This window comes from Kineococcus aurantiacus, assembly GCF_013409345.1.
In the GTDB taxonomy this organism is placed as follows: domain Bacteria; phylum Actinomycetota; class Actinomycetes; order Actinomycetales; family Kineococcaceae; genus Kineococcus; species Kineococcus aurantiacus.
In genome coordinates this window covers 1,559,226-1,581,223 of record NZ_JACCBB010000001.1, presented here as the reverse complement: position 1 = coordinate 1,581,223, position 21,998 = coordinate 1,559,226, and the positions used below count along the sequence as shown (strand labels likewise).

Here is a 21,998-nt window from a genome sequence, read left to right as displayed (position 1 = left end):
GGTGCCCGGCCCGCTCACCAGCGGTGACGTCCTCGTCACCGTCTCGTCACCCCGTGGTGACGTCCCGCCCGGGGCGCTGCCCGGGCGGGACGTCACCGGCTCACCGGCTCACCGGCTCACACGGCTCACACGGCTCACACCGCCGCGTTCATGGCGTCGGCGAACTCCTGCGGCGTGACGGCCAGGCCGAACAGCTTCTCGATGTTGTCCAGCAGCGCCTCGGCCTGCGTGGGCGACAGCGCCTGGTCCCAGGACTGCTGGAAGGACGGCGCCCCGGAGGCCAGGTCGTAGACGAACGTCAGCCAGTCGGCGTCGTCGGAGCCGGCGAACTGCGCGTCCACGCCCGTGACGACCGGCACCGAGCCCGAGGCCGCCCACGCCTTCGTCGTGGCGTCGGTGACGACGCCCTCGGCGAAGAACTGCTTGGCCGCCGCCTTGGCCTCGTCGGTGGCCTTGGAGGACATCGCGTAGTAGCCGGCGGGGTTGCCGACGGTGTTGGCCGGGTCGCCCTTGCCGCCGGTCACCGTCGGGAAGGTCGTGTACGCCAGGTGGCCACCGGTGACGAAGTCGCCGCCGTCGGTCTTCATGGAGCCGTAGGTCCAGGCGCCGTGCAGCATCATCGCGGCCTTGCCGCTGTAGAGCAGGGCCTGGTCGGCGTTGGAGTCGGCCGTGATGGAGGCGAACCCCTTGATGAAGCCGTCGGCCTTCACGAGGTCCTGCACCTTGGTGAGGGCGTCGATCGAGTCCGGCTGGGACCAGGCGTCGGGCTGGCCGTCGTAGATGGAGGTGAACAGCTCCGGGCCGCCGATGCGGTCGTAGAGGTACTCCAGCCACATCATGTTCGTCCAGCGCGACTGCCCGCCCAGGGCGAACGGCGCGATGCCGGCGGCGTTGAACTCCGGGACCAGCGCCATGACGTCGTCCCACGTCTTCGGCAGGTCCGCGCCGATCTTCTCGAAGGCCGTCTTGTTGTAGTACATGACGATGGGGGAGACGTTCTCGCACGGGAGGGCGTAGATCTTCCCGTCGACCGTCGCGGCCCCGAAGGCGCTGGCGAACAGCTTGTCCTTCAGCTCGGCGTTCTCGGCGAAGAACGGCGTGAGGTCCTCCACCTGGCCGTTCTTGACGTAGTCGCGCAGGCCACCACCGCCCCAGGTGGGGATGATCGTCGGGGCCTGGTCGGCCCCGATGGCGGTGCGGATCTTCGCCTTGTACGCGTCGTTCTGGAACGACGACAGGCCGATCTTCGCGTCGGGGTGGGACTCGTTGAAGGCGGTGACGGCGTCGGTGCGGATGCCCTCGGCCGGCTGGCCGGTGAGGATCCACATGGTGGCCGCGGCGTCCGCGCCGCCGCCGCCACCGCCGCTGCTGCCGCCGGGGCCGGAGTCGCCGCAGGCGGCCAGGGAGGCGGCCACGGGGGCGCCGAGGGCGAGCGCCAGGAAGGCGCGACGGGGGGTGGTGCGAGGCGACATCTTCGTCCTCCGGGTCGTGGTGCCCCGCTGGGGCACCGGTGCAGGGCCCGCCACCACGTCGCGACGGCCCTGTGTATCGATAACATCGCCTCGCACCGGGCCGGTGTCAAGCTCCTCGGCGGATCCGGGCGCGTCAGCGGGCTCCCGGTGCCTCAGCGCGGGCGCGTCGTCGACTCCCGCTCCACGAGGCGGTAGCCGACGGTGACGTCCTGCGGCTCGGCGGCCGGGGTGGCGATGCGGCGGGCGAGCAGGTCGACGGTCCGGTCGACCAGCCCGTCCAGGTCCGGGGCCACCGAGGTCAGCGAGGGGATGTGGAACTGCGCGTCCTCGACGTCGTCGAACCCCACGACGAGCACGTCGTCGGGGACCCGCACGCCGTGGTCGGCCAGGGCCCGCACCACCCCGAAGGCCAGGGTGTCGGTGACGCAGAAGATCCCGTCGGGGACCTCCCCGCGGGCCAGCAGGTCGCGGGCGCACCGGGCGCCGTCGGCCTGCGTCACGCCGGCGTAGGCGGCGCGGGCCCGCACGCCGGCCCCGCCCACGACGTTCGCGAACCCCCGCGCCCGCAGGGCGAACGCCGCGCCCTCGGGGAGGCTGACCTCCTCGAGGTGGTCGACGGTGGGGAAGCCGACCAGCGCCAGGTCCCGGCAGCCCCGCTCCAGGAGCAGCCGGGTCGCGGCCTCGGCCCCGGCGACGTTCGGCATGCTCACGTGGTCGACGGTGCGGTGCAGCTCCTGCTCGCCCAGGACCACGACGGGCACCTCGCGGCTGAGGGCGTCGATCTCGGGCTCGTTCAGCCCCAGCGCGGCGATGACCAGGCCGTCGTAGGCGTTGAGCCGGGAGTCGCGGAACGCGGCCAGCTCACCCTCGCGGCTGGCGCGCGTCTCCTCCACGACCGTCGCCAGCCCGGCCCGGGAGAACGCCAGGACGAGGCGGTGGCTCAGGCGGCTGTAGTAGTGGCTGTCGAGGGTGGGGACCGCGATGCCGACCACGCCCGTGCGGCCCTGCCGCAGGCTGCGGGCGGCGACGTTGACCTGGTAGCCGAGCCGCTCGACGGTCTCCAGGACCAGGCGGCGGGTGGCGTCGCTGACCGGCCTCCGGCCCGTGAGGGCGTTGGAGACGGTCATCGCCGAGACGCCGGCCTCGGCCGCGACGTCGCGCATGGTGACCACGCCGGGCCCTCCTCCTGATCGGGAACGGGTGCGGCTCCGCGCGCCGCGCTGCCGCGAAACTACCGTCGCGACCCGCCGGGGGTCTTGACAGTCCGCCCGGTGCCTCGCACTATATCGATACACGCAGCGGGGTGAGCACCGAAGACGGTTCTCCCCCAGGCGGTGTGACGACTCGAGGACGATCGCCCCCACCCGCCGACGCACCGCCCCCGACACCTTGCGAGGCCCCCGTGCTCACCGACGACGACCGCCCCACCGCACTCGACGCAGCGACCACCACCGGCACCCGGCCGACCCAGCGCGTCCACGCCGTCCTGGACGTGGACCTGCCCGGCCCGCGCATCAGCCGGCACCTGTACGGGCACTTCGCCGAGCACCTCGGCCGATGCGTCTACGGCGGGTTCTGGGTGGGGGAGGACTCCCCCCTGCCCAACGAGGGCGGCCTGCGCCTCGACGTCGTCGAGGCCCTGCGCGCCCTGGACATCCCCAACCTGCGCTGGCCCGGCGGCTGCTTCGCCGACACCTACCACTGGCGCGACGGGGTGGGCCCGCGCGAGGACCGCCCCACGATGGTCAACTCCCACTGGGGCGACGTCGTCGAGGACAACTCCTTCGGCACGCACGAGTTCATGGCCCTGTGCGAACTGCTCGGCGCCGACCCCTACGTCTCGGCGAACGTCGGCAGCGGCACCGTCCGCGAGGCCGCCGAGTGGATCGAGTACCTCACCCGCGCCGACGACTCGCCCATGGCCCGGCTGCGCCGCGCCAACGGCCGCGACGAGCCGTGGAAGGTCCCGTTCTGGGGCCTGGGCAACGAACCGTGGGGCTGCGGCGGCGGCATGAGCTCGGGCGCCTACGCCGAACTCGCCCGCCAGTTCGGCACCTACAGCCTCGACCACGGCGACAACCACCTCTACCGGATCGCCGCCGGCGCCGCCGACGCCGACTACCGCTGGACCGAGGTGCTCATGCAGAACCTCGGCCGGTACCTCGGCGTGGGGGAGGTCTCCGGCCACGGGACGAACACCTACCAGGCGATCTCCTTCCACCACTACACGATCGTCGGGGAGAACTGGGACGCCAAGGGCTCGGCCACCGAGTTCGACGCCGACGAGTACTACCGCACCATGGTCAAGGCCACCGAGATCGAGCGCATCATCGCCGGTCACGCCAACGTCATGGACGCCTACGACCCCGACAAGCGCGTCGGTCTCGTCCTGGACGAGTGGGGCACCTGGTTCGACGTCGAGCCCGGGACGAACCCCGGGTTCCTCTTCCAGCAGAACACCCTGCGCGACGCCCTCGTCGCCAGCGTCCACTTCGACGCCTTCCACCGGCACGCCGACCGGCTCGTCATGGCCAACATCGCCCAGACGGTCAACGTGCTGCAGGCCATGCTCCTGACCGACGGCGACGCACTCGTCCTCACCCCCAGCTACCACGTGTTCGCCATGAACAAGGGTCACCACGACGCGGCCTCCCTGCCGCTGGCCGTGCGCGGGGTCGCACCCTCGCGCCTGGTCCAGGGGGCGGACCTGCCCACGTTCTCGGCCTCCGCCAGCACCAAGGACGGCCAGGTGCTGGTGTCGCTGACCAACCTCGACGCCGAGGAGCCGCTGGACGTCGAGGTCGACGTGCGCGGCGCCGCGGCGGGGACCCCGGTGGGCCGGGTACTGACCGCCCCGGAGATCACCGCCCACAACACCGCCACCGCCACGCCCGTGCAGGTCCGCGCGCTCGACGACGTGAGCCTCACCGACGGGGTCCTGCGGGTGACGCTGCCCGCGCACAGCTTCGCCACGGTCACGTTCCCCACCCGCGACTGACCCACCAGCCACCACCCGACGCCACACCCGACGCCGCACCCGACGTCACGCCCGACGCCACGCCCCACGCCACACCCACGACTCCCCGAAGGAGGGGCACCTCGTGAACGCGCTGCCTCGCACGTCCTCCCGTCCGTCCACCGCCGCCCTGGCGATGACCCGCCGGCGGGCGCTGGCCCTGTCCGCGCTCGCCGGGGGCCTCGGCCTGGGAGCGGCCGCGTGCTCCTCCGGCTCGGGCGCCTCCAGCGACCCGAACACCTTCGAGTTCTGGTCCTTCACCGGCATCAACCAGAAGACCGACGTCGAGGCGTACAAGAAGCTCGCCCCCGACGTCACCGTCAAGCTGACCGAGGTGGGCAACGCCCAGGAGACCGCCCAGGGGCTGACCACCGCCCTGGCCGGCGGCAAGGTGCCCGACCTGGTGCTCGTCCAGGCCGGTGACCTGCCCAAGTTCATGAAGAACCCGGGCAACTTCACCGACCTGAACACCCTCGGCGGCGCCGACGTCAAGGGCGACTACGTGGACTGGGTGATGGCCCAGGCCACCGCGACGTCCGGCGAGCTCGTCGGCATCCCCACCGACGTCGGCGGCATGGGCGTCGCCTACCGCACCGACCTCATGGCCGCCGCGGGCCTGCCCACGAACCGCGACGAGGTCGGCGCGCTGTGGCCCACGTGGGACGACTTCATCGCCACCGGCCAGCGCTACACCCAGGCCACCGGCAACGCCTTCATCGACAACGCCGCCACCACCGTCTTCCTCCAGGCCGTCTCGCAGGGCGAGGAGCAGTACTACTCCGCCGACGGCGAGGTGGTCTACGCCACCAACCCCATCGTCAAGGACTCCTTCGACCTGGGCCTGAAGGCCATCGCCGCCGGCATCACCGCGAAGCTGGAGAGCTTCACCGACGGCTGGAACGCCGGCATGGCCAAGGGGGCGTTCGCCGCCGTCGCCGCCCCGTCCTGGATGCTCGGCTCCATCCGCTCCGCGGCCCCCGACACCGAGGGCAAGTGGGACATCGCCGTCATCCCCGGCGGCAGCGGCAACTGGGGCGGCAGCTACCTGACCATCCCCGCCCGCGCGGCCAACCCCAAGGCGGCGTGGAACTACATCAAGACGATGCAGTCCCCCGAGCAGCAGCTCCAGCACTTCCTCGACTCCGGCTCGCTGCCCACCACCCCGGTGAACTACGACAAGCCGGAGCTGGTGAACCACACCGACCCGTTCTTCAGCGACGCCCCCACCGGCAAGATCTTCACCCAGGCCGTCCTGGGCCTGAAGCCGTTCATCAACGGCGAGTACAACACCGAGATCAGCACCGAGCTGCTCAACGCCCTCAACGGCGTCGAGGGGGACGGCGCGCCGGCCGACGCCGCCTGGGACACCGCCGTGAAGAACATCAAGACCGCGATCGGCGCCTGATGAGCGCCACCCTGACCCCGGGTACGCTGCGGCCGGTCAAGCCGGCCACAGCGACCCGGCCGGTGGAGAAGCGGTGGGAGCGGATCGCGCCGTACGGGTACGTGGCCCCCTTCTACGTCCTGTTCCTCGTCTTCGGGCTGTTCCCGCTGCTGTTCACGTTCTACGTCTCGCTGTTCGACTGGAACCCCATCGGCGAGAAGACCTTCGTCGGGCTGGAGAACTTCCGCCAGCTCGGCGAGGACCCGCGCTTCTGGAACGCCCTGCGCAACACGTTCAGCATCTGGGTCATCTCCACCGTCCCGCAGCTCGTCATCGCGCTGGTCCTGGCCCAGGTGCTCAACAACGCCTTCCTGCGCCTGGCCAACTTCTTCCGCATGGCGATGCTGCTGCCGTACATCACCTCGGTGGCGGCGACGGCGATCGTCTTCGCCCAGCTCTTCAACCGCGACTACGGGCTGCTCAACTGGTTCCTCGGGGCGCTGGGCTTCGGGCACGTCGACTTCATGTCGACGTCCTGGGGCAGCCACGTCCTCATCTCCGCCATGGTCATCTGGCGCTGGTTCGGCTACAACACGCTGCTCTACCTGGCGTCGCTGCAGGCCGTCCCCCGCGACCTGTACGAGGCGGCGTCGGTGGACGGGGCCGGGCCCGTCAAGCAGTTCTTCAGCATCACCCTGCCCTCGCTGCGCCCGGTGATCGTCTTCACCGTCATCATGTCCACCATCGGCGGCCTGCAGATCTTCACCGAGCCGCTGCTGCTGTCCAACGGCACGCTCACCTGCGGCACCGCGCGCCAGTGCCAGACCCTGTCGCTGTTCCTCTACGAGCAGGGTTTCGGGTCCTTCAAGTTCGGCTACGGCTCGGCCATCGGCGTCGCGCTGTTCGCCATCATCGTCGTCGCGGCGCTCGTCAACTTCCTGCTGTCGAGCCGTCTGGGGAGGAAGGGCTGACATGGCCACCACCACCGACCCCCGTCAGCGGGGCGACCTGCGGCTGCGCACGTCCCGGACCGGCCGCCGCCGCGGCATCGTCCGGGTGCGCTGGTACACCTACCTCGTCCTGGCCCTCGCGGCGGCGGCGTGCATCTTCCCGGTCTACTGGATGTTCGTCGTGTCCTCGGTCGGTTCCGCGGCGGCCACCCAGCTGCCGCCGCGGGTGGTCCCCGGCGGGAACTTCCTGAACCTGCTGAAGCTCGTGTTCGAGACCGTGCCCTTCGTGCGGTCGCTCATCAACAGCTTCATCGTGGCCGCGCTCATCGCCGTGGGGCAGGCGTTCCTGTGCTCCCTGGCCGGGTACGCCTTCGCCAAGATGACCTTCCGCGGCCGCGACGTGCTGTTCCTGATCCTCGTGCTGACCATGACGGTCCCGGCGCAGCTGGCCGTCATCCCGCAGTACATGGTCATCTCCCGGCTGGGCTGGGTGGACACCCTGCAGGCCCTCGTCGTGCCCGGCCTGGTCAGCGCGTTCGGCATCTTCTGGATGCGCCAGCACATCAGCGCCACCATCAGCGACGAGCTGCTCCAGGCGGCGCGCATGGACGGCGCGAACTCCTGGCAGATCTTCGCCCGCATCGCCTTCCCCGTCGTCCGCCCCGCCGCGGCCGTCCTGGGGCTGCTCGGCTTCGTCAACGCCTGGAACGACTTCCTCTGGCCGTTCATCGTCCTGAAGTCCCCGGACACCTACACCGCGCAGATCGCCATCAAGGCCCTGCAGTCCAACATCTCCATCGACCTCGGCCTGGCCATGGCCGGCTCGTTCCTCGTCACCGTCCCGCTCCTGGTGCTGTTCGCCTTCTTCGGCAAGCAGATGGTCTCCGGGATCATGGACGGCGCCTTCAAGGGCTGAGGCCCGCCCACCCGGAGGACCCCGTGAGCACCAGCACCACCGGCACCACCGCACCCCTCACCGACGCCCAGGTCGAGCACTTCCTCACGCGGGGCTACGTCGTCCTGGAGGGCTGCTTCGACGCCGAGCAGGCCGCCCCCCACGTCGACCGGGCCTGGGAGCGGCTCGGCGTCGACCGCGACGACCCCACCACCTGGGACCGTCCCCGCGTGCACCTGCCCTCGCTGCAGCACGTCGACGCCGCCGAGTTCGCCCCCACCGCCTTCCACGCCGCCTGCCAGCTCCTCGGCGGCCAGGACCGGGTGCAGACCCCGTGGAACTGGTCCGACGGGATGATCGCCAACCTCGGGGTCGGGGCCGACCGGCCCTTCGACCCGCCGTCGGCGAAGGTCGGCGGCTGGCACAAGGACGGCGACTTCTTCCGGCACTTCCTGGACTCCCCCGAGCAGGGGCTGCTGACCATCGTCCTGTGGACCGACGTCCACTCCCGCGGCGGCGGCACGTTCGTCGCGACCGACTCCGTCGGCGTCGTGGCCCGCTTCCTCGCCGAGCGCCCCGAGGGGGTCCTGCCCGACGAGCTGCAGCAGACGCGGCTGGTCGAGCAGTGCCACGACTTCGTGGAGCTGACGGGCAAGCAGGGCGACGTCGTCCTCATGCACCCCTTCGTGCTGCACGCGACGTCGCAGAACGTGCTGCGCGCCCAGCGCCTCATCACCAACCCGCCGCTGGCGCTGCGGGAGCCGATGGACTTCGACCGCGCCGACCCCGCGCAGTTCTCGCCCGTGGAGCGCGCCGTGCTCGACGGGCTGGGCGTGGACCGGTTCGCCTTCACCCCCACCCGCCCGCGGGAGGCGGTCGTCCCGCGCGGGCGCTGACCCCCCGACGACGCGACGGGCTCCCCACCGGCCGGTGGGGAGCCCGTCGCGCGTCAGCGGTGCGTCACAGGATCGGCGTGCCGCCCGTCACGGCCACCCGGGCGCCGGAGACGTAGCTGCCGTCGTCGGAGGCGAGCAGCACGTACACCGGCGCCAGTTCCGCCGGCTGCCCCGGCCGGCCCAGCGGCGCCTGCTGGCCGAAGCTCTCGACCTGCTCCGGCGGCATGGTGGAGGGGATGAGCGGCGTCCAGATGGGGCCGGGTGCGACGCTGTTGACCCGGATCCCCTTCTCACCCAGCAGCTGCGCCATCGAGGCGCACATGTTCGCGATCCCGGCCTTGGTGACCGAGTAGGGGATGAGCGTGGGCTTGGGGTTGTCGGAGTTCACCGAGCTGCTGCCGATGATCGACGACCCGGGTCCCATGTGGGGCAGCGCGGCCTTGCTGAGGTAGAAGAACGCGCTGAGGTTGGTGTTCATCGTGAACAGCCACTCCTCGTCGGAGATCTCCTCCAGCGTGTCGTGGCTCATCTGGTAGGCGGCGTTGTTGACCAGGACGTCGACCTTGCCGAACTCCTGCACGCACTCGTCGACGATCGCGCGGCACTGCGCGGCCTCGGAGACGTCCCCGGGGACCAGGACGGCCTTGCGCCCGGCCTCCTCGACCCACCGCGCCGTCTCGCGGGCGTCCTCGTCCTCGGACAGGTAGCTGATGACGACGTCGGCGCCCTCGCGGGCGAAGGCGATGGCCACGGCGCGGCCGATCCCGGAGTCGGCGCCGGTGATGATCGCCACCTTGCCGGTCAGCTTCCCGCTGCCGCGGTAGGTCTGCTCCCCGTGGTCGGGGGTCGGCTGCATCGCCGAGGTGGTGCCGGGCGGTTCCTGCTGCTGGCTGGGCTGCGACACGGGGTGCTCCTGTCCGGGTGGGTCGGGCTCTTCCGACCGTCGCCTACCCGTTCTGCCTCACGCGAACCGCGACGGGTCCCCCGCGCCGACCCGCACGACCTCGGGGTAGCCCTGCGACCAGTCCACGACCGTCGTGGGCTCGGTCCCGCACTCACCGGCGTCCACGACGGCGTCGACGACGTGGTCGAGCTCCTCCTTGATCGTCCAGCCGTCCGTGAGGGGCTCGGCGTGACCGGGCAGCAGGAGGGTGCTGGACAGCAGCGGCTCACCGAGCTCGGACAGCAGGGCCCGCACGAACGCGTTGTCCGGGATGCGCACGCCGACGGTCTTCTTCCTCGGGTGGGCGAAGCGGCGCGGCACCTCCTTGGTGGCGGGGAGGATGAACGTGTACGGGTTCGGGGTGGCGGCCTTCACGGCGCGGAACTGCACGTTGTCCAGGTGCACGAACTGGCCGAGCTGGGCGAAGTCGGAGCACACCAGCGTGAAGTGGTGCCGGTCGTCCAGGTGCCGGATCCGGCGGATCCGGTCGGCGCCGGTGTGGCTGTCCAGCCGGCAGCCCAGCGCGTAGCAGGAGTCCGTGGGGTAGGCGAGGAGGGCGTCCTCGCGCAGCATCGCGACGAGCTGGGCGACCGCCCGCGGCTGCGGGTTGCGCGGGTGCACCTCGACGAACCGGGCCATGCCGCCACTGTAGGACCGCCCGCCCCGCCGGGCCCCCGCTCCCGGCCCCCCCGTGATCGAGCACTGCGGTGATCGAGCACTTCCGTCCACGAGTGCTCGATCACCGCGGGGGAGGGGGGAGGGTCAGGCGTCGGGGGTGCGGACGGTGGCGAACTGCAGGGTGCGGCGCAGCGTGAAGCCGAGGTGCTCGTACAGCCCGATCGCGCGCGTGTTCTGCGCCGCGGCGTGCAGGAACGGCAGCTCCCCGCGGTCGCGGACGCCCTGCGCCACCGCGCGCACCAGCGTCGTCGCCAGCCCGCGCCCGCGCGCGGCCGGGTCGGTGCAGACCGCGCTGATCTCCGTCGCCGACCCCAGCCGCAGCCGTTCCCCGGCCATCGCCAGCAGCCTGCCGTCCTCCCGGACGCCGAGGTAGGTGCCGAGCAGCCGCGTGCGCCGGCCGAAGGGGCCGGGCCGGGTGCGGGCCACGAGGTCGAGCATGTCGTCGACGTCGGCCTCGCCCAGCTCGGTCACGACGTCCGAGCGGCCCGAGGTGAAGGCGTCGGTCGCGACGAGCTGCACCCCGGGCAGCCCGCCGGCCACGGTGAACCCGGGCGGCGGCGCGTGCTCCAGCGCCGGGAAGACGAGGTCCACCCCGGGACCGGCCACGGCGGCCAGGTCCGCCCAGGCCAGCGGGTCGGCCTGGTCGGCGACCCCGCTGAACGGCGACACGTCGGCGGGGTAGCGGCGGCCGAGCCCGTCGCCCTCGGCGAGGTGGGCGTGCACGCCCGTGAGGGCGGACCAGACGGGGTTGTCGAGGGGGTCGGGCGCGTTCGTCACCGGGTCATGGTCACAGACGCCCCGGTCGCCCCGGACGGCCGCCTCGACCGCTCCAGCAGCACCAGGCACGCCACCACCTGCGCCGCCGTCAGCGCCGACACGACCGCGAGCAGCGCGGGGGAGTGCCAGGCGGCGGTGCCGCCCAGGGCGGTCGCGTGACCGGCGTGCCCCGCCGACCCGGCCACGTCCAGCCGCACCCCCGGCGACGGGACGGACAGCGGGGGCGCCAGCAGCAGGGCCGCGTGGGCCACGAGCACCAGCGACCCGGCCAGCGCGACCGCCCGCCACGTGCGGGGCGAGGGGGCGCGCCACAGGTGACCGGCGCACGGCAGGCAGACCAGCGCCATCACGAGCAGGACCAGCGCCAGGGGCAGCGAGGCCCCGGCGTGGGCCAGCGCCAGCGGGACGTGCAGCACGGCCGCGACGGCCCCCGCCACCGCGGCGCCCCGGGACGCGGGGGTCGCGGTGGCGGGGCACGACGGCCGGTTCACGCCCCGCAGCAGCCGTCCCCGGCGGCGGCGGGGGCGGAGCAGGAGGAGGCCGAGGAGGAGCCCTTCGGCACCCCCAGCGCCGGGTTCCGGTCGAAGAACCCGACGGGCTTGAGCGTGAACCCGGCGTGGTCCACGGGCATGACCGGCCAGTCCTCCGGGCGCGGGAAGTGCGTCAGCCCGAACGTGTGCCACAGCACGACGTCCTGGCCGTCGAGGTCGCGGTCGCCGGCCACGAACTGCGGCAGGCCCGCGCCGCCGGGGTTCTGGTTGACGAAGTCGCCCGCGGGGTAGCGCTCCTCGCTGTCGTAGCGGGTGACCCACAGGTGCTTGGTGCCGAACGTCGCGCGGTCGTGGACCACCGACGTGTCGTCGGCCAGCAGCAGCGGCTGGTGCTCGGGGTGCAGGGCGTACCCGGTGGGCTGGCCCAGGGCGTTCGTGCGCTCGGTGCTCAGGACGTGCCACACCCGGCCCACCGCGCCGTTCGCCTCGCGCTGGGCGACGGCCTCGCTCGTCAGCCGGGTGGCCTTGCGGGCGAAGGCGTTGCCGTACGGGTTGCCCTCGCCGCGCGGCACCCGGACCGCGTCGACCTCCTCGACGGCGTTGGCGGTCCCGTCGACCGCCATGTCGAGCCGGGCCGAGAACAGGTGCTGGTGGAACGGGGCGGCCAGGCCGGGGGCGATCTCGGTGGAGAACTCCAGCCCGCCCTCGGGGTACGCCGCGGTGAACACGACCCCCGTCGCCTTGGCCTCCAGCTCGATCGTCCCGTCGAGGTAGAGGTACCAGTAGAACCCGTAGTCGTAGTTCCCGATGGTCGTGAAGAACGAGATGACGAGCCGGCGGGAGCGGCGGGTCTCGTTCATGCCGTTGAACATGTCGGTGTGCTTCCACAGCACGCCGTGGTCCTCCTCGTGCAGGCAGATCGCGTTCTGCACGGTCTTGGGGTGGCCGGTCTCGTCGGCCAGGACGGCGTCGAAGTAGTGGATCTCGCCCAGGCAGTCGCAGCCCAGGGCCAGGGAGTTCACGAACCGGCCGAACAGGTACTCGCCGGTGTCGAAGTAGTTCTGCCAGAACCGGACGGGGGAGGGGTCGGCGTAGGGGACGACCATCTCGGCGATCGAGGCGCGGTAGACGACGTCGCGCTGCACCGAGGGGTCCGGGCCGGTGGAGTCGGCCACCGACAGCTGGTGCAGCGTCAGCCCCTCGCGGGCGTCGAACCCGACCCGCACCTTCCAGCCCTGCCAGGAGATGACGTCGCCCTCGACGGAGAAGCTGGGCCCCTCCGGCTGGGTGATCGAGATGGGCTTGAGGTCGGTGCGCTCGGCCTGGGCGTGCGGGGCCTCGTCCCAGTTCCCGCTCTGCTGCGGCACCTCGAACCGCTGGTGGTCCAGGACCTGCAGGACCTTCGCCGCGGACAGGTCGACGTAGGCGACGATCCCGTCCACGGGGTGCGCCCACGGCAGCGCCGAGGGGTCCGGCTGGGCGAAGGCGAACACCCGCAGGATGCGGGCCGCGCCCGGGTCGGTCGCGGGGATGTCGTCGTAGTGGCCGGCCGACAGGGGCACGGTCACGACGTCGGCCGGGGTCAGGCCGCGCGAGGCCAGCGTCGAGACCCAGCGGTCGTCGGCGTTCAGGATCGGCTCGATCGCCCCGAACTCCTCCTCCAGGATGGGCAGGTGCCCCTCCACGGCGCCGTCGACCTCGCGGTCGGACACGATCCGCCCGTCGGACAGCGAGACCCGCACGTCCCGGCCCGTGCCGGTGGCGGTGTCCAGCAGCAGGACCCGCACGGTGCGTTCCACGGCGTCGCCGGGGGTGAAGGCCAGCACGGCGGGTTTGGGGGGTTCGAGCAGGCCCAGGTAGGCGAACCGGGTGGTCGGGGTGAGGGTGGGGGCCAGGAGCTCGCGGGTCGCGTCGACCTCGGCGGCGGTGAGCCGGTCGAGGGGGTGCGACACCGACGGCGACGTCCCGGTGGCGGGGGTCTCGAGCAGGCTCACGCGTGGTCCTCCGTGCGGTTCTGGTGCGGGACGGCGGTGGGGTGTTCGAGGGCGGCCTCGAACCGGGCGATCGCCAGCGGGTCGGCGCTGGGCTTGAGGACGCCGACCAGCGGGCCGACGAGGTAGGAGGCGGCGGTGAGGACGAGGAACACCGCGCCGACGGTCCAGCCGCCGACGAGCAGGCCGAAGTTCGTCGCCGTGAGGTACGCGGTGAAGGCCAGGCCGACGACCCCGACGACGGGGGCGACCCTCGTGTTCCACACCCGGGTGTCGACGCGGTTGCGCGTGAAGAACACCAGGACCGCGACGCAGGTCAGCAGCATCAGCAGGATGAACCCCAGCGTCGCGACGCCGGACATCCACGTGTAGACCTGCATGACCGGGTCCAGGCCCGCTGCGGCGAACACCCCCATGAGCAGCACCGAGACGGCCGTCTGCAGGAGCGAGGCGACGTGCGGGGAGTGGTGCCGCCCGTGGCTGCGGCCCCAGGCCCGCGGCAGGACGCCGGTGTTGGCCATCGAGAACACGTAGCGGTTCAGGACGTTGTGGAACGACAGGACGCAGGCGAACAGGCTGGTCAGCAGCAGCACCTGGACGGTGTCCCCGGCGACCCTGCCGACGTAGTCGGCGGCGGTCTGCACCACCATGCCCTCGGGGTCGTCCGCGGCCTCGGTCAGCGCCCCCGTGTCGCCCCAGGCGGAGACCACGGCCCAGGCCGAGACGGTGTAGAAGACGCCGATGAGCGCGAGCGAGACGTAGGTGGCCCGCGGGATGGTGCGGTCGGGGTCGCGGGCCTCGTCGCGGAACACCGCGGTGCACTCGAAGCCGATGAAACCCGCCAGGGCGAACATGAGCCCGATGCCGGGCGCGCCGGCCGTGATGCCGGACGGCGTCACCGACGCGGTGGACAGGCCCTCCGGCCCGCCGCCGGCCAGCACGACGCCCGCGTCGACGACGAGGACGATGCCGATCTCGGCGATCAGCAGGACCCCCAGGACCTTGCTGGACAGGTCGATGTGCCGGTACCCCAGGAAACCCACGAGGGCGATCGCCGCCCCGGCCCACACCCACCACGGCAGGTCCGGCCCGCCGAGGTCGTCGGCGACGACGCCGCCGAGGGCGGCGCCGAGGTACCCGTACACGGCGGCCTGGATCGTCTGGTACGTCAGCAGGGCGAGGAAGGAACCCCCGAGGCCGTGCAGCCGGCCCAGGCCCGCGCCGATGTAGGTGTAGAAGGCCCCCGCGTTCGGGACGTAGCGCGTCATGGCCACGAAACCCACGGCGAAGAAGAACAGGACGACCGAGCCGACGGCGTACATGGCGGGGAACCCCGCGCCGTTGCCGATGCTGATGCCGATCGGGACGCTGCCGCCGACGACGGTCAGCGGCGCGGCGGCCGCGACGACCATGAAGACGATGGAACCGACTCCGAGCCGGCCGCTGAGGCGGCGGTCGGCTGCCGGTTCCGCGGCGACGGTGGTGTTCGCCATGACGCTCCTCCCGTGCGAGGGTGGGCGGCCGGCTGGCCGCTCCGGGGCGATCCTGCTCCCCGGGCGTTTCGGTCGTGTTGCCGCCGCGTGACGGCCGGGCGCGGCGAACGGGACGCGGCCGGCGCCGCCGTCCCGATCCCCGGCGACGACCCGAAACGGGCCGGAAACCGGCGCGAAACACGGGACGGGCACCGTGCCCCCGTGACGGTACCCGCGCTGCGCTCCACCTCGCCCGTGACGGGCCTGCGCCGTCGCCGGCTGGGGCGCTGGGACGTCCTGGCGCAGTCGGTGGCGGCCACCGCGCCCGCGGCGGCGATGGCCACCTCCCCCGGGCAGGCCCTCGCCCTGGCGGGTTCGCCCCCGTCCGCGCTGGCCTACCTCGTGGCCACCGTCCTCGTCCTGCTCGTCAGTTCCTGCGTGGGGCAGTTCAGCCGCCGCATGGTCGCCCCGGGGTCCCTCTACTCCTTCACCGCCAAGGGGCTGGGGCCCACCGCGGCGACCGTGGCCGGCGGTTCGCTCGTCGTCGGGTACGGGTTCCTCGTGGCGGGCGCGCTGACCGGCGCGTCGATGGCGGCGGCGGCCCTCGTCGGGCACCTCGTGCCCGTGCCGGACGGGCCCGTCCCGCTCGTGGCGGGCGTGCTGCTGGCGGCGCTGCTCGTGGCGGCCCCGGTCGTGCGCGGGGCCGGGGTGTCGGCCCGGCTGGCGCTGACCCTGGAGGCCGTCGCCATCTCCGCCGTCGCCGTCGTCCTCGTGGTCGTGGTGGTCGCCGCGGTGCGCGCCGGGGCGCCCGGTCCCGCCGGGGTCGGCGTGGTCCTCGACGGCGGCGGCCACCCCTTCGGCCCCGGCGGGCAGGGCCTGCTGCTGGCCGTCACCGCGTTCGTGGGTTTCGAGAGCGCCGGGGCGCTGGCCAGCGAGAGCCGCCGGCCGTTCTCCGTCGTCCCCTGGGCGGTGCGCACCACGGCGCTCGGCGCGGGGCTGCTGTACGTCCTGGCCGCCGCCGCCCAGGCCGTCGTCTTCGCCGGCACGCCCGGCCTGGGGGCCACACCGCTGCCGCTGGCCGAGGCGGTGCGGGTGCTGACCGACCCCCGGCTGGTGACCGTCCTGGAGCTGGGCGTCCTCACGTCGTTCGCCGGGTGCGCCTCCGGCTCCCTCACGGCCCTGGTCCGGCTCGTGTTCACCACGGGCCGCGAGGGCGTCGCCCCCCGGGCGCTGGGCCGGACCGGGCGCTGGGGGACCCCCGCCACCGCCGTCGCCTGGGCCACCGCGGTCGCCGCGGCGGTCCCCGCGGCGGTCCTCGCGGCGGGCGTCCCGGTGGCCGACGCGCTGCGCGGCCTCCTCGTCGTCAGCACCTGCGGGTACGTCGGCGCGTACGTCCTCGTCTGCTGCGCCGCGCCGGTGTTCCTGCGCCGCATCGGCGAGCTCACGGCCCTCCCGGTCCTCGTGGCCGTCGTCGCCACGGCGTCGCTGGTCGCCGTGCTGGCCGCCTGCACGGCGTGGGCGCTCGCGGCCGGCGGCGGCTGGGTCCTGGTCGCCGCCGCGCTGCTGGTGGCCGCGGTCGTGCGGGCGCTCGCGCTGCGCCGGTGGCGGCCGGACCTCCTGACCGCGGTCGGGCTGTACGACGAGACCCGGCAGCAGGACGTCCTGCAGTGAGCGACCTGACCGGCCGGCAACCCAGGGCCCTCAGCTCCGCGCTCGAACTGCTCGAGGCCGTGGCCCGCGCCGGGCCGGGGGTGAGCGCCGCCGAGCTCGCGGCCGCGACCGGCATCCCGCGCGCCACGACCTACCGGCTGCTGAACCTGCTGGTCGCGCAGGAGCACCTCGTCCGGCTGCCGGACCTGTCCGGGTTCGCCCTCGGCGCGCGCGTGCAGGGGCTCGTCGAGGCCGCCGCGCCCGTGCGCGTGGTCACCGCCGCGCGCGACGAGCTGGCGCGGCTGCGGGCCGGTGTCCGCGCCGGGGTGCACCTGCTCGTGCTGCGGGCCGGCGCCGCGCGGGTCGCCGACGCCGACCCCGACGTCCCGCCCGGCCCCCACCTGGACCGCGAGCAGGCCGTCCTGACCGTCCTGGGCGGCCGCGACGAGGGCCTGGGGCGGGGCAACGTCCTGGCCGTCGCGGTGCGCGAGCCGGCCGGGGGCCTCGTCGGCGTGCTCGTCGTCACCTCCACCTCGGCCCTGGGCGTGGAGACGCACGCGGAGCGGTTGCACGCCGCGGCGAAGGTCCTCGGCCCCCTGCTGGCCTGACCCGGGTCCCCTCGGGCGCGGCGGGGGTCAGGCGCCGGGGGCGGGGAGCAGGCCCATGGCCTCGACCGCGGACCGCGCCGCCTCCAGCGAGGTGTACCCGGGGGAGTAGCCGAGGAGGGTGCGGGCCTTGTCGGTGCTCGCGGAGTGGCTGCGGGACAGGTGCTCCCAGCTCGCGTCGGCGTGCTCGCCGGCCGCGGCGCGGAACTGCTCCCAGGAGACCGACCGCAGGTTCGCCTCCCGTCCCCACCAGGCCGCGGCGGCGCGGGCGAAGCCGCGCACCGTCAGCGCCCGGTCGGAGACGACGTGGAAGCTCTGCCCGGCCGCGGCGTCCGGCCGGGCCAGGGCCAGCTCGAAACCCTGCGCGACGTCGTCGGCGTGGACGTGGTGCAGCGTCTCCAGGCCGAGCCCGGGCACGAGCAGCTCGCCCCCGCTCGACAGCGCCCGCCAGACCCCGGGGTCGAGGTTGCCCAGCGGCGTGATGACGGGCCAGCCGGGGCCGCTGATGTGCCCGGGGTGCAGCACCGTGCAGCGCAGCTCGCGCTCGGCGAGCAGGAACTCCTCGATCTGCGCCTTCCGCGTGCCGTACTCCCCGAAGGGTTCGCGGGGGTCGTCCTCGCGCAGCGGCGAGGCCGCGGCCGGGCCGTGGACCCAGATGGTCCCGCAGTGGGCCAGGAACGCCCCCGTCGGGCGCAGCGCCTCGACGAGCACCCGCGTCGAGGTCAGGTCGAAGCTCACGAGGTCCACGACGGCGTCGGGGGCCAGGGCCGCGACCCGCGCGCCGAACGCGGCGCCCTCGGCGTCCCGGTCGGCCACGACGCGCTCGACCCGCGACCACGCCGGGTCCGGGTGGTACGGCTCGCGGGTGCCGCGGCTGACCGCGGTGACGTCGTGCCCGGCCCGCACGAGCCGGGGCACGAGGTAGCTGCCGATGTGACCGGTGGCCCCCACCACCACGACGCGCACCGGTCAGTCCCTCAGCTGCTCGGGCAGGGCCGCGGCCGGGACGCCCTGGAAGGCGACGGGCCGTTGCCAGCGGTCGATCGCGGCCGTCCCCACCGACGTCGTCGTCGGCGCCGTCGTCGCCGGCCACGGACCGCCGTGCTGCTGGGCGGCCGAGACCGTCACGCCCGTCGGCCACTCGTTCCACACGACGCGGCCCACGCTCTCGGCCAGCAGCAGCGCCACCTCGCGGGCGAGGTCGTCGTCCGCCGACGCGGCCTGCACCGACCCCGTCAGCTGACCGGGCAGGACGTCGAGGACCTGCTCGAGCTCCTCGGCCGAGGAGTACCCGACCACGAGGCCGGCGGGGCCGAACGCCTCGATGTCCAGGACGTGCGGGTTGGCCAGCACGTCGGCCGCCGAGACCGTCAGCACCTGCGCCGCGACGCCCTCGCCCGACTCCGGGCCGCGGGCGGCCACGCTCACACCGGGCTGCTCGCGCAGCTGCGCGGTGGACGTCCCGAACCCCTCGACGATGCCGGGGTTCAGCATCGGGCCGGGCACCGGCAGGTCCACGGCGGACGTGAACGCGTCCGCGTCCGGGACGAGGACGACGCCGGGGTTGGTGCAGAACTGCCCCGCGCCCAGCGTCAGCGACCCGACCCAGCCCTCGACGATGCCGGTGCCGCGCTCGGCCCACGCCGCGGGCGTCACGACGACGGGGTTCACGCTGCCCAGCTCGCCGTAGAAGGGGATCGGGTCCGGGCGGCCTGTGGCGATGTCGAACAGGGCGCGTCCCCCGCGCAGCGACCCCGTGAACCCGGCCGCCTTGACGCGCCGGTCGCGCAGCGCCGCGATGGAGGCCTCGACGCCCTCGATGAGCGCGAACGCCCCGACGGGGTACCCCACGCCCTCGAGTGCCTCCACGACGTGCGCGGCGGTGGCCCGCGACAGCTCCGGGTGGCCCGGGTGGGCCTTGACGACGACGGGGCACCCGGCCGCGAGCGCCGAGGCGGAGTCGCCGCCGAAGACGCTGAAGGCGAAGGGGAAGTTGCTCGCGGCGAAGACCAGGACGGGCCCCAGGGGCACGACGGTCCGGCGGATGTCCGGGCGCGGGCCCATGCCCCAGTCGGGGTCGGCGTGCTCGACGGTGGCCGGCACGAGCGAGGCGTCGCGCAGCCCGGCGGCGAACAGCCGCGCCTGGAAGACGGTGCGGGTGAGCTCGCCGTTCAGGCGCGCCTCCGGCAGGTGCGTCTCGGCGGCGGCCAGCGCGACGAGCTCGGTGCGGGCCTCCTCGAGCGCCCGGGCGACCGCCTCGAGGGCGTCGGCGCGGTCGGCGGGGGAGGTGCGGGCGAGCGGTCGTCGGGCGGCGTCCGCGGCGGCGAGGACGGACTCGAGGTCAGCGTCGGTGGTGTCCATGGTGATGGACATCGTCCACCCTCCTGGCCGTGGGGGCGAGCCGGTGTGACCGGCGTCTCCGGACCTGGCCGAGAGGGGCACCGGTGGCGGGTCTACTGTGCGTAAGGCCCGGTGCCGGCCGACGAGGACGCCCGCCCAGCGACCCTGGGAGCGGTGCCACCGGCACGACGAGTCGAATCCCGACGAAGACGAGGAAGACGAGGAACACTGGTGGACCTCTTCGAGTACCAGGCGCGCGACCTGTTCGCGGCGCACGGCGTACCCGTGCTCGACGGCCGCGTCGCGACCACCCCCGAGGAGGCCCAGGCGGCCGCCGAGGCGATGGGTGGCGGGACCGTGGTCGTCAAGGCGCAGGTCAAGGTGGGTGGCCGCGGCAAGGCCGGTGGCGTCAAGCTCGCCCACTCGCCGGCCGAGGCGGCCGAGAAGGCCCGCGAGATCCTGGGCATGGACATCAAGGGACACACCGTCCACCAGGTCATGGTCGCCGAGGGCGCGAAGATCGCCGAGGAGTTCTACTTCTCCGTGCTCCTCGACCGCTCCAACCGCACCTACCTGGCGATGGCCAGCGTCGAGGGCGGCATGGAGATCGAGCAGCTCGCCGTCGAGCGCCCCGAGGCCCTGGCCCGCGTCCCCGTCGACGCGCTCACCGGGATCGACGCCTCGAAGGCCGCCGAGATCGCCGAGGCCGCCGGTTTCTCCGACGAGCTGAAGGCCCAGGTCACCGACGTCTTCCAGAAGCTGTGGACCGTCTTCGCCAGCGAGGACGCCACCCTCGTCGAGGTCAACCCGCTGGTGCGCACCGAGTCCGGCGAGGTCGTGGCCCTCGACGGCAAGGTCACCCTCGACGAGAACGCCGAGTTCCGGCACGCCGGGCACGCCGACCTGGCCGACGCCGCGGCGGCCGACCCGCTGGAGGCCAAGGCGAAGGCGCTGGGCCTGAACTACGTGAAGCTCGACGGCGAGGTCGGCATCATCGGCAACGGCGCGGGCCTGGTCATGTCGACCCTCGACGTCGTCGCCTACGCCGGCGAGGCCCACGGCGGGGTGAAGCCCGCGAACTTCCTCGACATCGGCGGCGGCGCGTCCGCGCAGGTCATGGCCAACGGCCTCGACGTCATCCTGGGCGACGCGCAGGTCAAGAGCGTGTTCGTCAACGTCTTCGGCGGGATCACCGCCTGCGACGAGGTCGCCAAGGGCATCGTGTCCGCGCTGGGCATCCTCGGCGACGAGGCCACCAAACCGCTCGTCGTGCGCCTGGACGGCAACAACGTCGAGGAGGGTCGTCGCATCCTCGCCGAGGCCGACCACCCGCTGGTGACGGTCGTGGACACCATGGACGGCGCGGCCGACAAGGCCGCCGAGCTGGCGAACGCGGGGGCCTGAGCATGTCGATCTTCATCAACTCCGACTCCAAGGTCCTCGTCCAGGGCATGACGGGGTCCGAGGGGCGCAAGCACACCCAGCGCATGCTGGCCTCCGGCACGAAGGTCGTCGGCGGGGTCACGCCCGGCAAGGGCGGCCAGTCGGTCGACTTCACCGGCCCCGACGGCTCGCCCGTCCAGGTCCCGGTGTTCTCCTCCGTCGGTGAGGCCCGCGAGGCCACCGGCGCCGACGTCTCGGTGATCTTCGTCCCGGCGAAGTTCACCAAGGGCGCCGTCGTGGAGGCCGTCGAGGCGGCCACCCCGCTCGTCGTCGTCATCACCGAGGGCGTCCCGGTCCACGACTCCGCCGAGTTCTACGCGCTCGCCGCCCGGTCGGGCACCACGCGGCTCATCGGCCCGAACTGCCCCGGCCTCATCAGCCCCGGGCAGTCCAACGTCGGGATCATCCCGGCCGACATCACGGAGTCCGGGCGCATCGGGCTCGTCTCGAAGTCGGGGACGCTGACCTACCAGATGATGTACGAGCTGCGGGACATCGGGTTCTCCTCCGCCGTCGGCATCGGCGGGGACCCCGTCATCGGGACCACGCACATCGACGCGCTGCAGGCCTTCCAGGACGACCCCGACACCGACGTCATCGTCATGATCGGCGAGATCGGCGGTGACGCCGAGGAGCGCGCGGCCAAGTTCATCGAGGCCAACGTGACCAAGCCCGTCGTCGGCTACGTCGCCGGGTTCACCGCCCCCGAGGGCAAGACCATGGGCCACGCCGGCGCCATCGTGTCCGGCTCGGCCGGCACCGCGCAGGCCAAGAAGGACGCCCTCGAGGCGGCCGGGGTCAAGGTCGGCAAGACGCCGTCGGAGACCGCGAAGCTGGCCCGGGAGATCTTCCAGGCCCTCTGACCCGCCCCGCGCACCGCACCGCACCGCGAGCCCCCGCCGACGACGTCGGCGGGGGCTCGCGCGCGTCACCGCCGGTGGACCCGCGGTGAGGACGGGACCGCCGAACGGGGAGCGTCGCTGCCCCGCCCGGGT

19 protein-coding genes are annotated in these 21,998 nt (G+C 73.4%); 9 read left to right on the top strand and 10 right to left on the bottom strand.

All coding sequences use genetic code 11. The features are described 5' to 3' along the window. Window positions 1-134: 134 nt before the first annotated feature. Together BJ968_RS07565 and BJ968_RS07560 are read right to left on the bottom strand one after the other, a co-directional pair. Window positions 135-1,472: an extracellular solute-binding protein gene (locus BJ968_RS07565; protein WP_179750627.1), complete on the bottom strand. Its 1,338-nt coding sequence runs from the start codon at window positions 1,470-1,472 to the stop codon at window positions 135-137. Between the two features lie 152 nt (window positions 1,473-1,624). Continuing rightward, a complete protein-coding gene (locus tag BJ968_RS07560) occupies window positions 1,625-2,635 on the bottom strand; it encodes a LacI family DNA-binding transcriptional regulator (protein ID WP_246314865.1) in 1,011 nt (336 codons plus the stop codon). A 239-nt stretch (window positions 2,636-2,874) separates the two neighbouring features. Between BJ968_RS07560 and BJ968_RS07555 the strand changes: the two genes are divergently transcribed. The 5 genes from BJ968_RS07555 to BJ968_RS07535 all read left to right on the top strand — a co-directional run bounded on the left by BJ968_RS07555 (window position 2,875) and on the right by BJ968_RS07535 (window position 8,613). Next, complete coding sequence (locus BJ968_RS07555) at window positions 2,875-4,470, top strand: alpha-N-arabinofuranosidase (protein WP_179750623.1); 1,596 nt, start codon at window positions 2,875-2,877, stop codon at window positions 4,468-4,470. A 103-nt stretch (window positions 4,471-4,573) separates the two neighbouring features. Further along, entirely contained in the window at window positions 4,574-5,893 is a 1,320-nt protein-coding gene (locus BJ968_RS07550; RefSeq protein WP_343077881.1) for an ABC transporter substrate-binding protein, read from the top strand. Beyond that, on the top strand, window positions 5,893-6,843 hold the full coding sequence (locus tag BJ968_RS07545; protein ID WP_179750621.1) for a carbohydrate ABC transporter permease: 951 nt from the start codon (window positions 5,893-5,895) through the stop codon (window positions 6,841-6,843). Before BJ968_RS07550 ends, BJ968_RS07545 begins: the two co-directional genes overlap by 1 nt. A 1-nt stretch (window position 6,844) precedes the next feature. Beyond that, entirely contained in the window at window positions 6,845-7,738 is an 894-nt protein-coding gene (locus tag BJ968_RS07540) for a carbohydrate ABC transporter permease (protein ID WP_179750619.1), read from the top strand. Between the two features lie 23 nt (window positions 7,739-7,761). After that, a complete protein-coding gene (locus tag BJ968_RS07535; protein WP_179750617.1) occupies window positions 7,762-8,613 on the top strand; it encodes a phytanoyl-CoA dioxygenase family protein in 852 nt (283 codons plus the stop codon). Between the two features lie 64 nt (window positions 8,614-8,677). On the opposite strand, the gene BJ968_RS07530 is transcribed toward BJ968_RS07535, so the two are convergent. From BJ968_RS07530 to BJ968_RS07505, 6 genes are all read right to left on the bottom strand, one after another. Next, window positions 8,678-9,517: an SDR family oxidoreductase gene (locus BJ968_RS07530; RefSeq protein WP_179750615.1), complete on the bottom strand. Its 840-nt coding sequence runs from the start codon at window positions 9,515-9,517 to the stop codon at window positions 8,678-8,680. Between the two features lie 57 nt (window positions 9,518-9,574). Continuing rightward, complete coding sequence (locus tag BJ968_RS07525) at window positions 9,575-10,195, bottom strand: L-threonylcarbamoyladenylate synthase (protein ID WP_179750612.1); 621 nt, start codon at window positions 10,193-10,195, stop codon at window positions 9,575-9,577. Between the two features lie 123 nt (window positions 10,196-10,318). Next, window positions 10,319-11,011: a GNAT family N-acetyltransferase gene (locus tag BJ968_RS26440; RefSeq protein ID WP_343077880.1), complete on the bottom strand. Its 693-nt coding sequence runs from the start codon at window positions 11,009-11,011 to the stop codon at window positions 10,319-10,321. Beyond that, complete coding sequence (locus tag BJ968_RS24260; protein WP_179750608.1) at window positions 11,008-11,502, bottom strand: hypothetical protein; 495 nt, start codon at window positions 11,500-11,502, stop codon at window positions 11,008-11,010. Before BJ968_RS24260 ends, BJ968_RS26440 begins: the two co-directional genes overlap by 4 nt. Then, entirely contained in the window at window positions 11,499-13,496 is a 1,998-nt protein-coding gene (locus BJ968_RS07510; RefSeq protein WP_179750606.1) for a primary-amine oxidase, read from the bottom strand. The genes BJ968_RS24260 and BJ968_RS07510 overlap by 4 nt, the downstream gene beginning before the upstream one ends. Beyond that, the gene (locus tag BJ968_RS07505) at window positions 13,493-14,986 is read right to left on the bottom strand and encodes an APC family permease (RefSeq protein WP_179750604.1); all 1,494 of its coding nucleotides are present in this window, start codon (window positions 14,984-14,986) and stop codon (window positions 13,493-13,495) included. Before BJ968_RS07505 ends, BJ968_RS07510 begins: the two co-directional genes overlap by 4 nt. 201 nt (window positions 14,987-15,187) lie before the next feature. On the opposite strand from BJ968_RS07505, the gene BJ968_RS07500 reads away from it, so the two are divergent. Together BJ968_RS07500 and BJ968_RS07495 are read left to right on the top strand one after the other, a co-directional pair. Then, complete coding sequence (locus BJ968_RS07500; protein WP_179750602.1) at window positions 15,188-16,636, top strand: APC family permease; 1,449 nt, start codon at window positions 15,188-15,190, stop codon at window positions 16,634-16,636. Beyond that, window positions 16,633-17,223 carry a helix-turn-helix domain-containing protein gene (locus tag BJ968_RS07495; protein WP_179750600.1) on the top strand — a complete coding sequence of 197 codons (591 nt, stop codon included), beginning with the start codon at window positions 16,633-16,635 and terminating at the stop codon, window positions 17,221-17,223. Before BJ968_RS07500 ends, BJ968_RS07495 begins: the two co-directional genes overlap by 4 nt. A 27-nt stretch (window positions 17,224-17,250) precedes the next feature. Here BJ968_RS07495 and BJ968_RS07490 read toward each other — a convergent pair whose 3' ends face one another. Beyond that, entirely contained in the window at window positions 17,251-18,186 is a 936-nt protein-coding gene (locus BJ968_RS07490; protein ID WP_179750598.1) for an NAD-dependent epimerase/dehydratase family protein, read from the bottom strand. A gap of 3 nt (window positions 18,187-18,189) precedes the next feature. Then, window positions 18,190-19,593 carry an aldehyde dehydrogenase (NADP(+)) gene (locus tag BJ968_RS07485; protein WP_179750596.1) on the bottom strand — a complete coding sequence of 468 codons (1,404 nt, stop codon included), beginning with the start codon at window positions 19,591-19,593 and terminating at the stop codon, window positions 18,190-18,192. A gap of 198 nt (window positions 19,594-19,791) precedes the next feature. Here BJ968_RS07485 and sucC point away from each other — a divergent pair, with 198 nt between their 5' ends. Both sucC and sucD read left to right on the top strand, forming a co-directional pair. After that, entirely contained in the window at window positions 19,792-20,964 is a 1,173-nt protein-coding gene (gene sucC, locus BJ968_RS07480) for an ADP-forming succinate--CoA ligase subunit beta (RefSeq protein WP_179750593.1), read from the top strand. Between the two features lie 2 nt (window positions 20,965-20,966). Then, window positions 20,967-21,866, top strand: a complete 900-nt coding sequence (sucD, locus tag BJ968_RS07475) for a succinate--CoA ligase subunit alpha (RefSeq protein ID WP_179750591.1) — start codon at window positions 20,967-20,969, stop codon at window positions 21,864-21,866. Window positions 21,867-21,998 lie beyond the last annotated feature (132 nt).

What these genes read in the sequence shown, in the direction of transcription:
- BJ968_RS07565 (WP_179750627.1), bottom strand. Translation starts at nt 1,472, where the DNA reads ATGTCGCCTCGCACCACCCCCCGTCGCGCCTTCCTGGCGCTCGCCCTC.
- BJ968_RS07560 (WP_246314865.1), bottom strand. Translation starts at nt 2,635, where the DNA reads ATGCGCGACGTCGCGGCCGAGGCCGGCGTCTCGGCGATGACCGTCTCC.
- BJ968_RS07545 (WP_179750621.1), top strand. Translation starts at nt 5,893, where the DNA reads ATGAGCGCCACCCTGACCCCGGGTACGCTGCGGCCGGTCAAGCCGGCC.
- BJ968_RS07540 (WP_179750619.1), top strand. Translation starts at nt 6,845, where the DNA reads ATGGCCACCACCACCGACCCCCGTCAGCGGGGCGACCTGCGGCTGCGC.
- BJ968_RS07525 (WP_179750612.1), bottom strand. Translation starts at nt 10,195, where the DNA reads ATGGCCCGGTTCGTCGAGGTGCACCCGCGCAACCCGCAGCCGCGGGCG.
- BJ968_RS07505 (WP_179750604.1), bottom strand. Translation starts at nt 14,986, where the DNA reads ATGGCGAACACCACCGTCGCCGCGGAACCGGCAGCCGACCGCCGCCTC.
- BJ968_RS07485 (WP_179750596.1), bottom strand. Translation starts at nt 19,593, where the DNA reads ATGTCCATCACCATGGACACCACCGACGCTGACCTCGAGTCCGTCCTC.
- sucD (WP_179750591.1), top strand. Translation starts at nt 20,967, where the DNA reads ATGTCGATCTTCATCAACTCCGACTCCAAGGTCCTCGTCCAGGGCATG.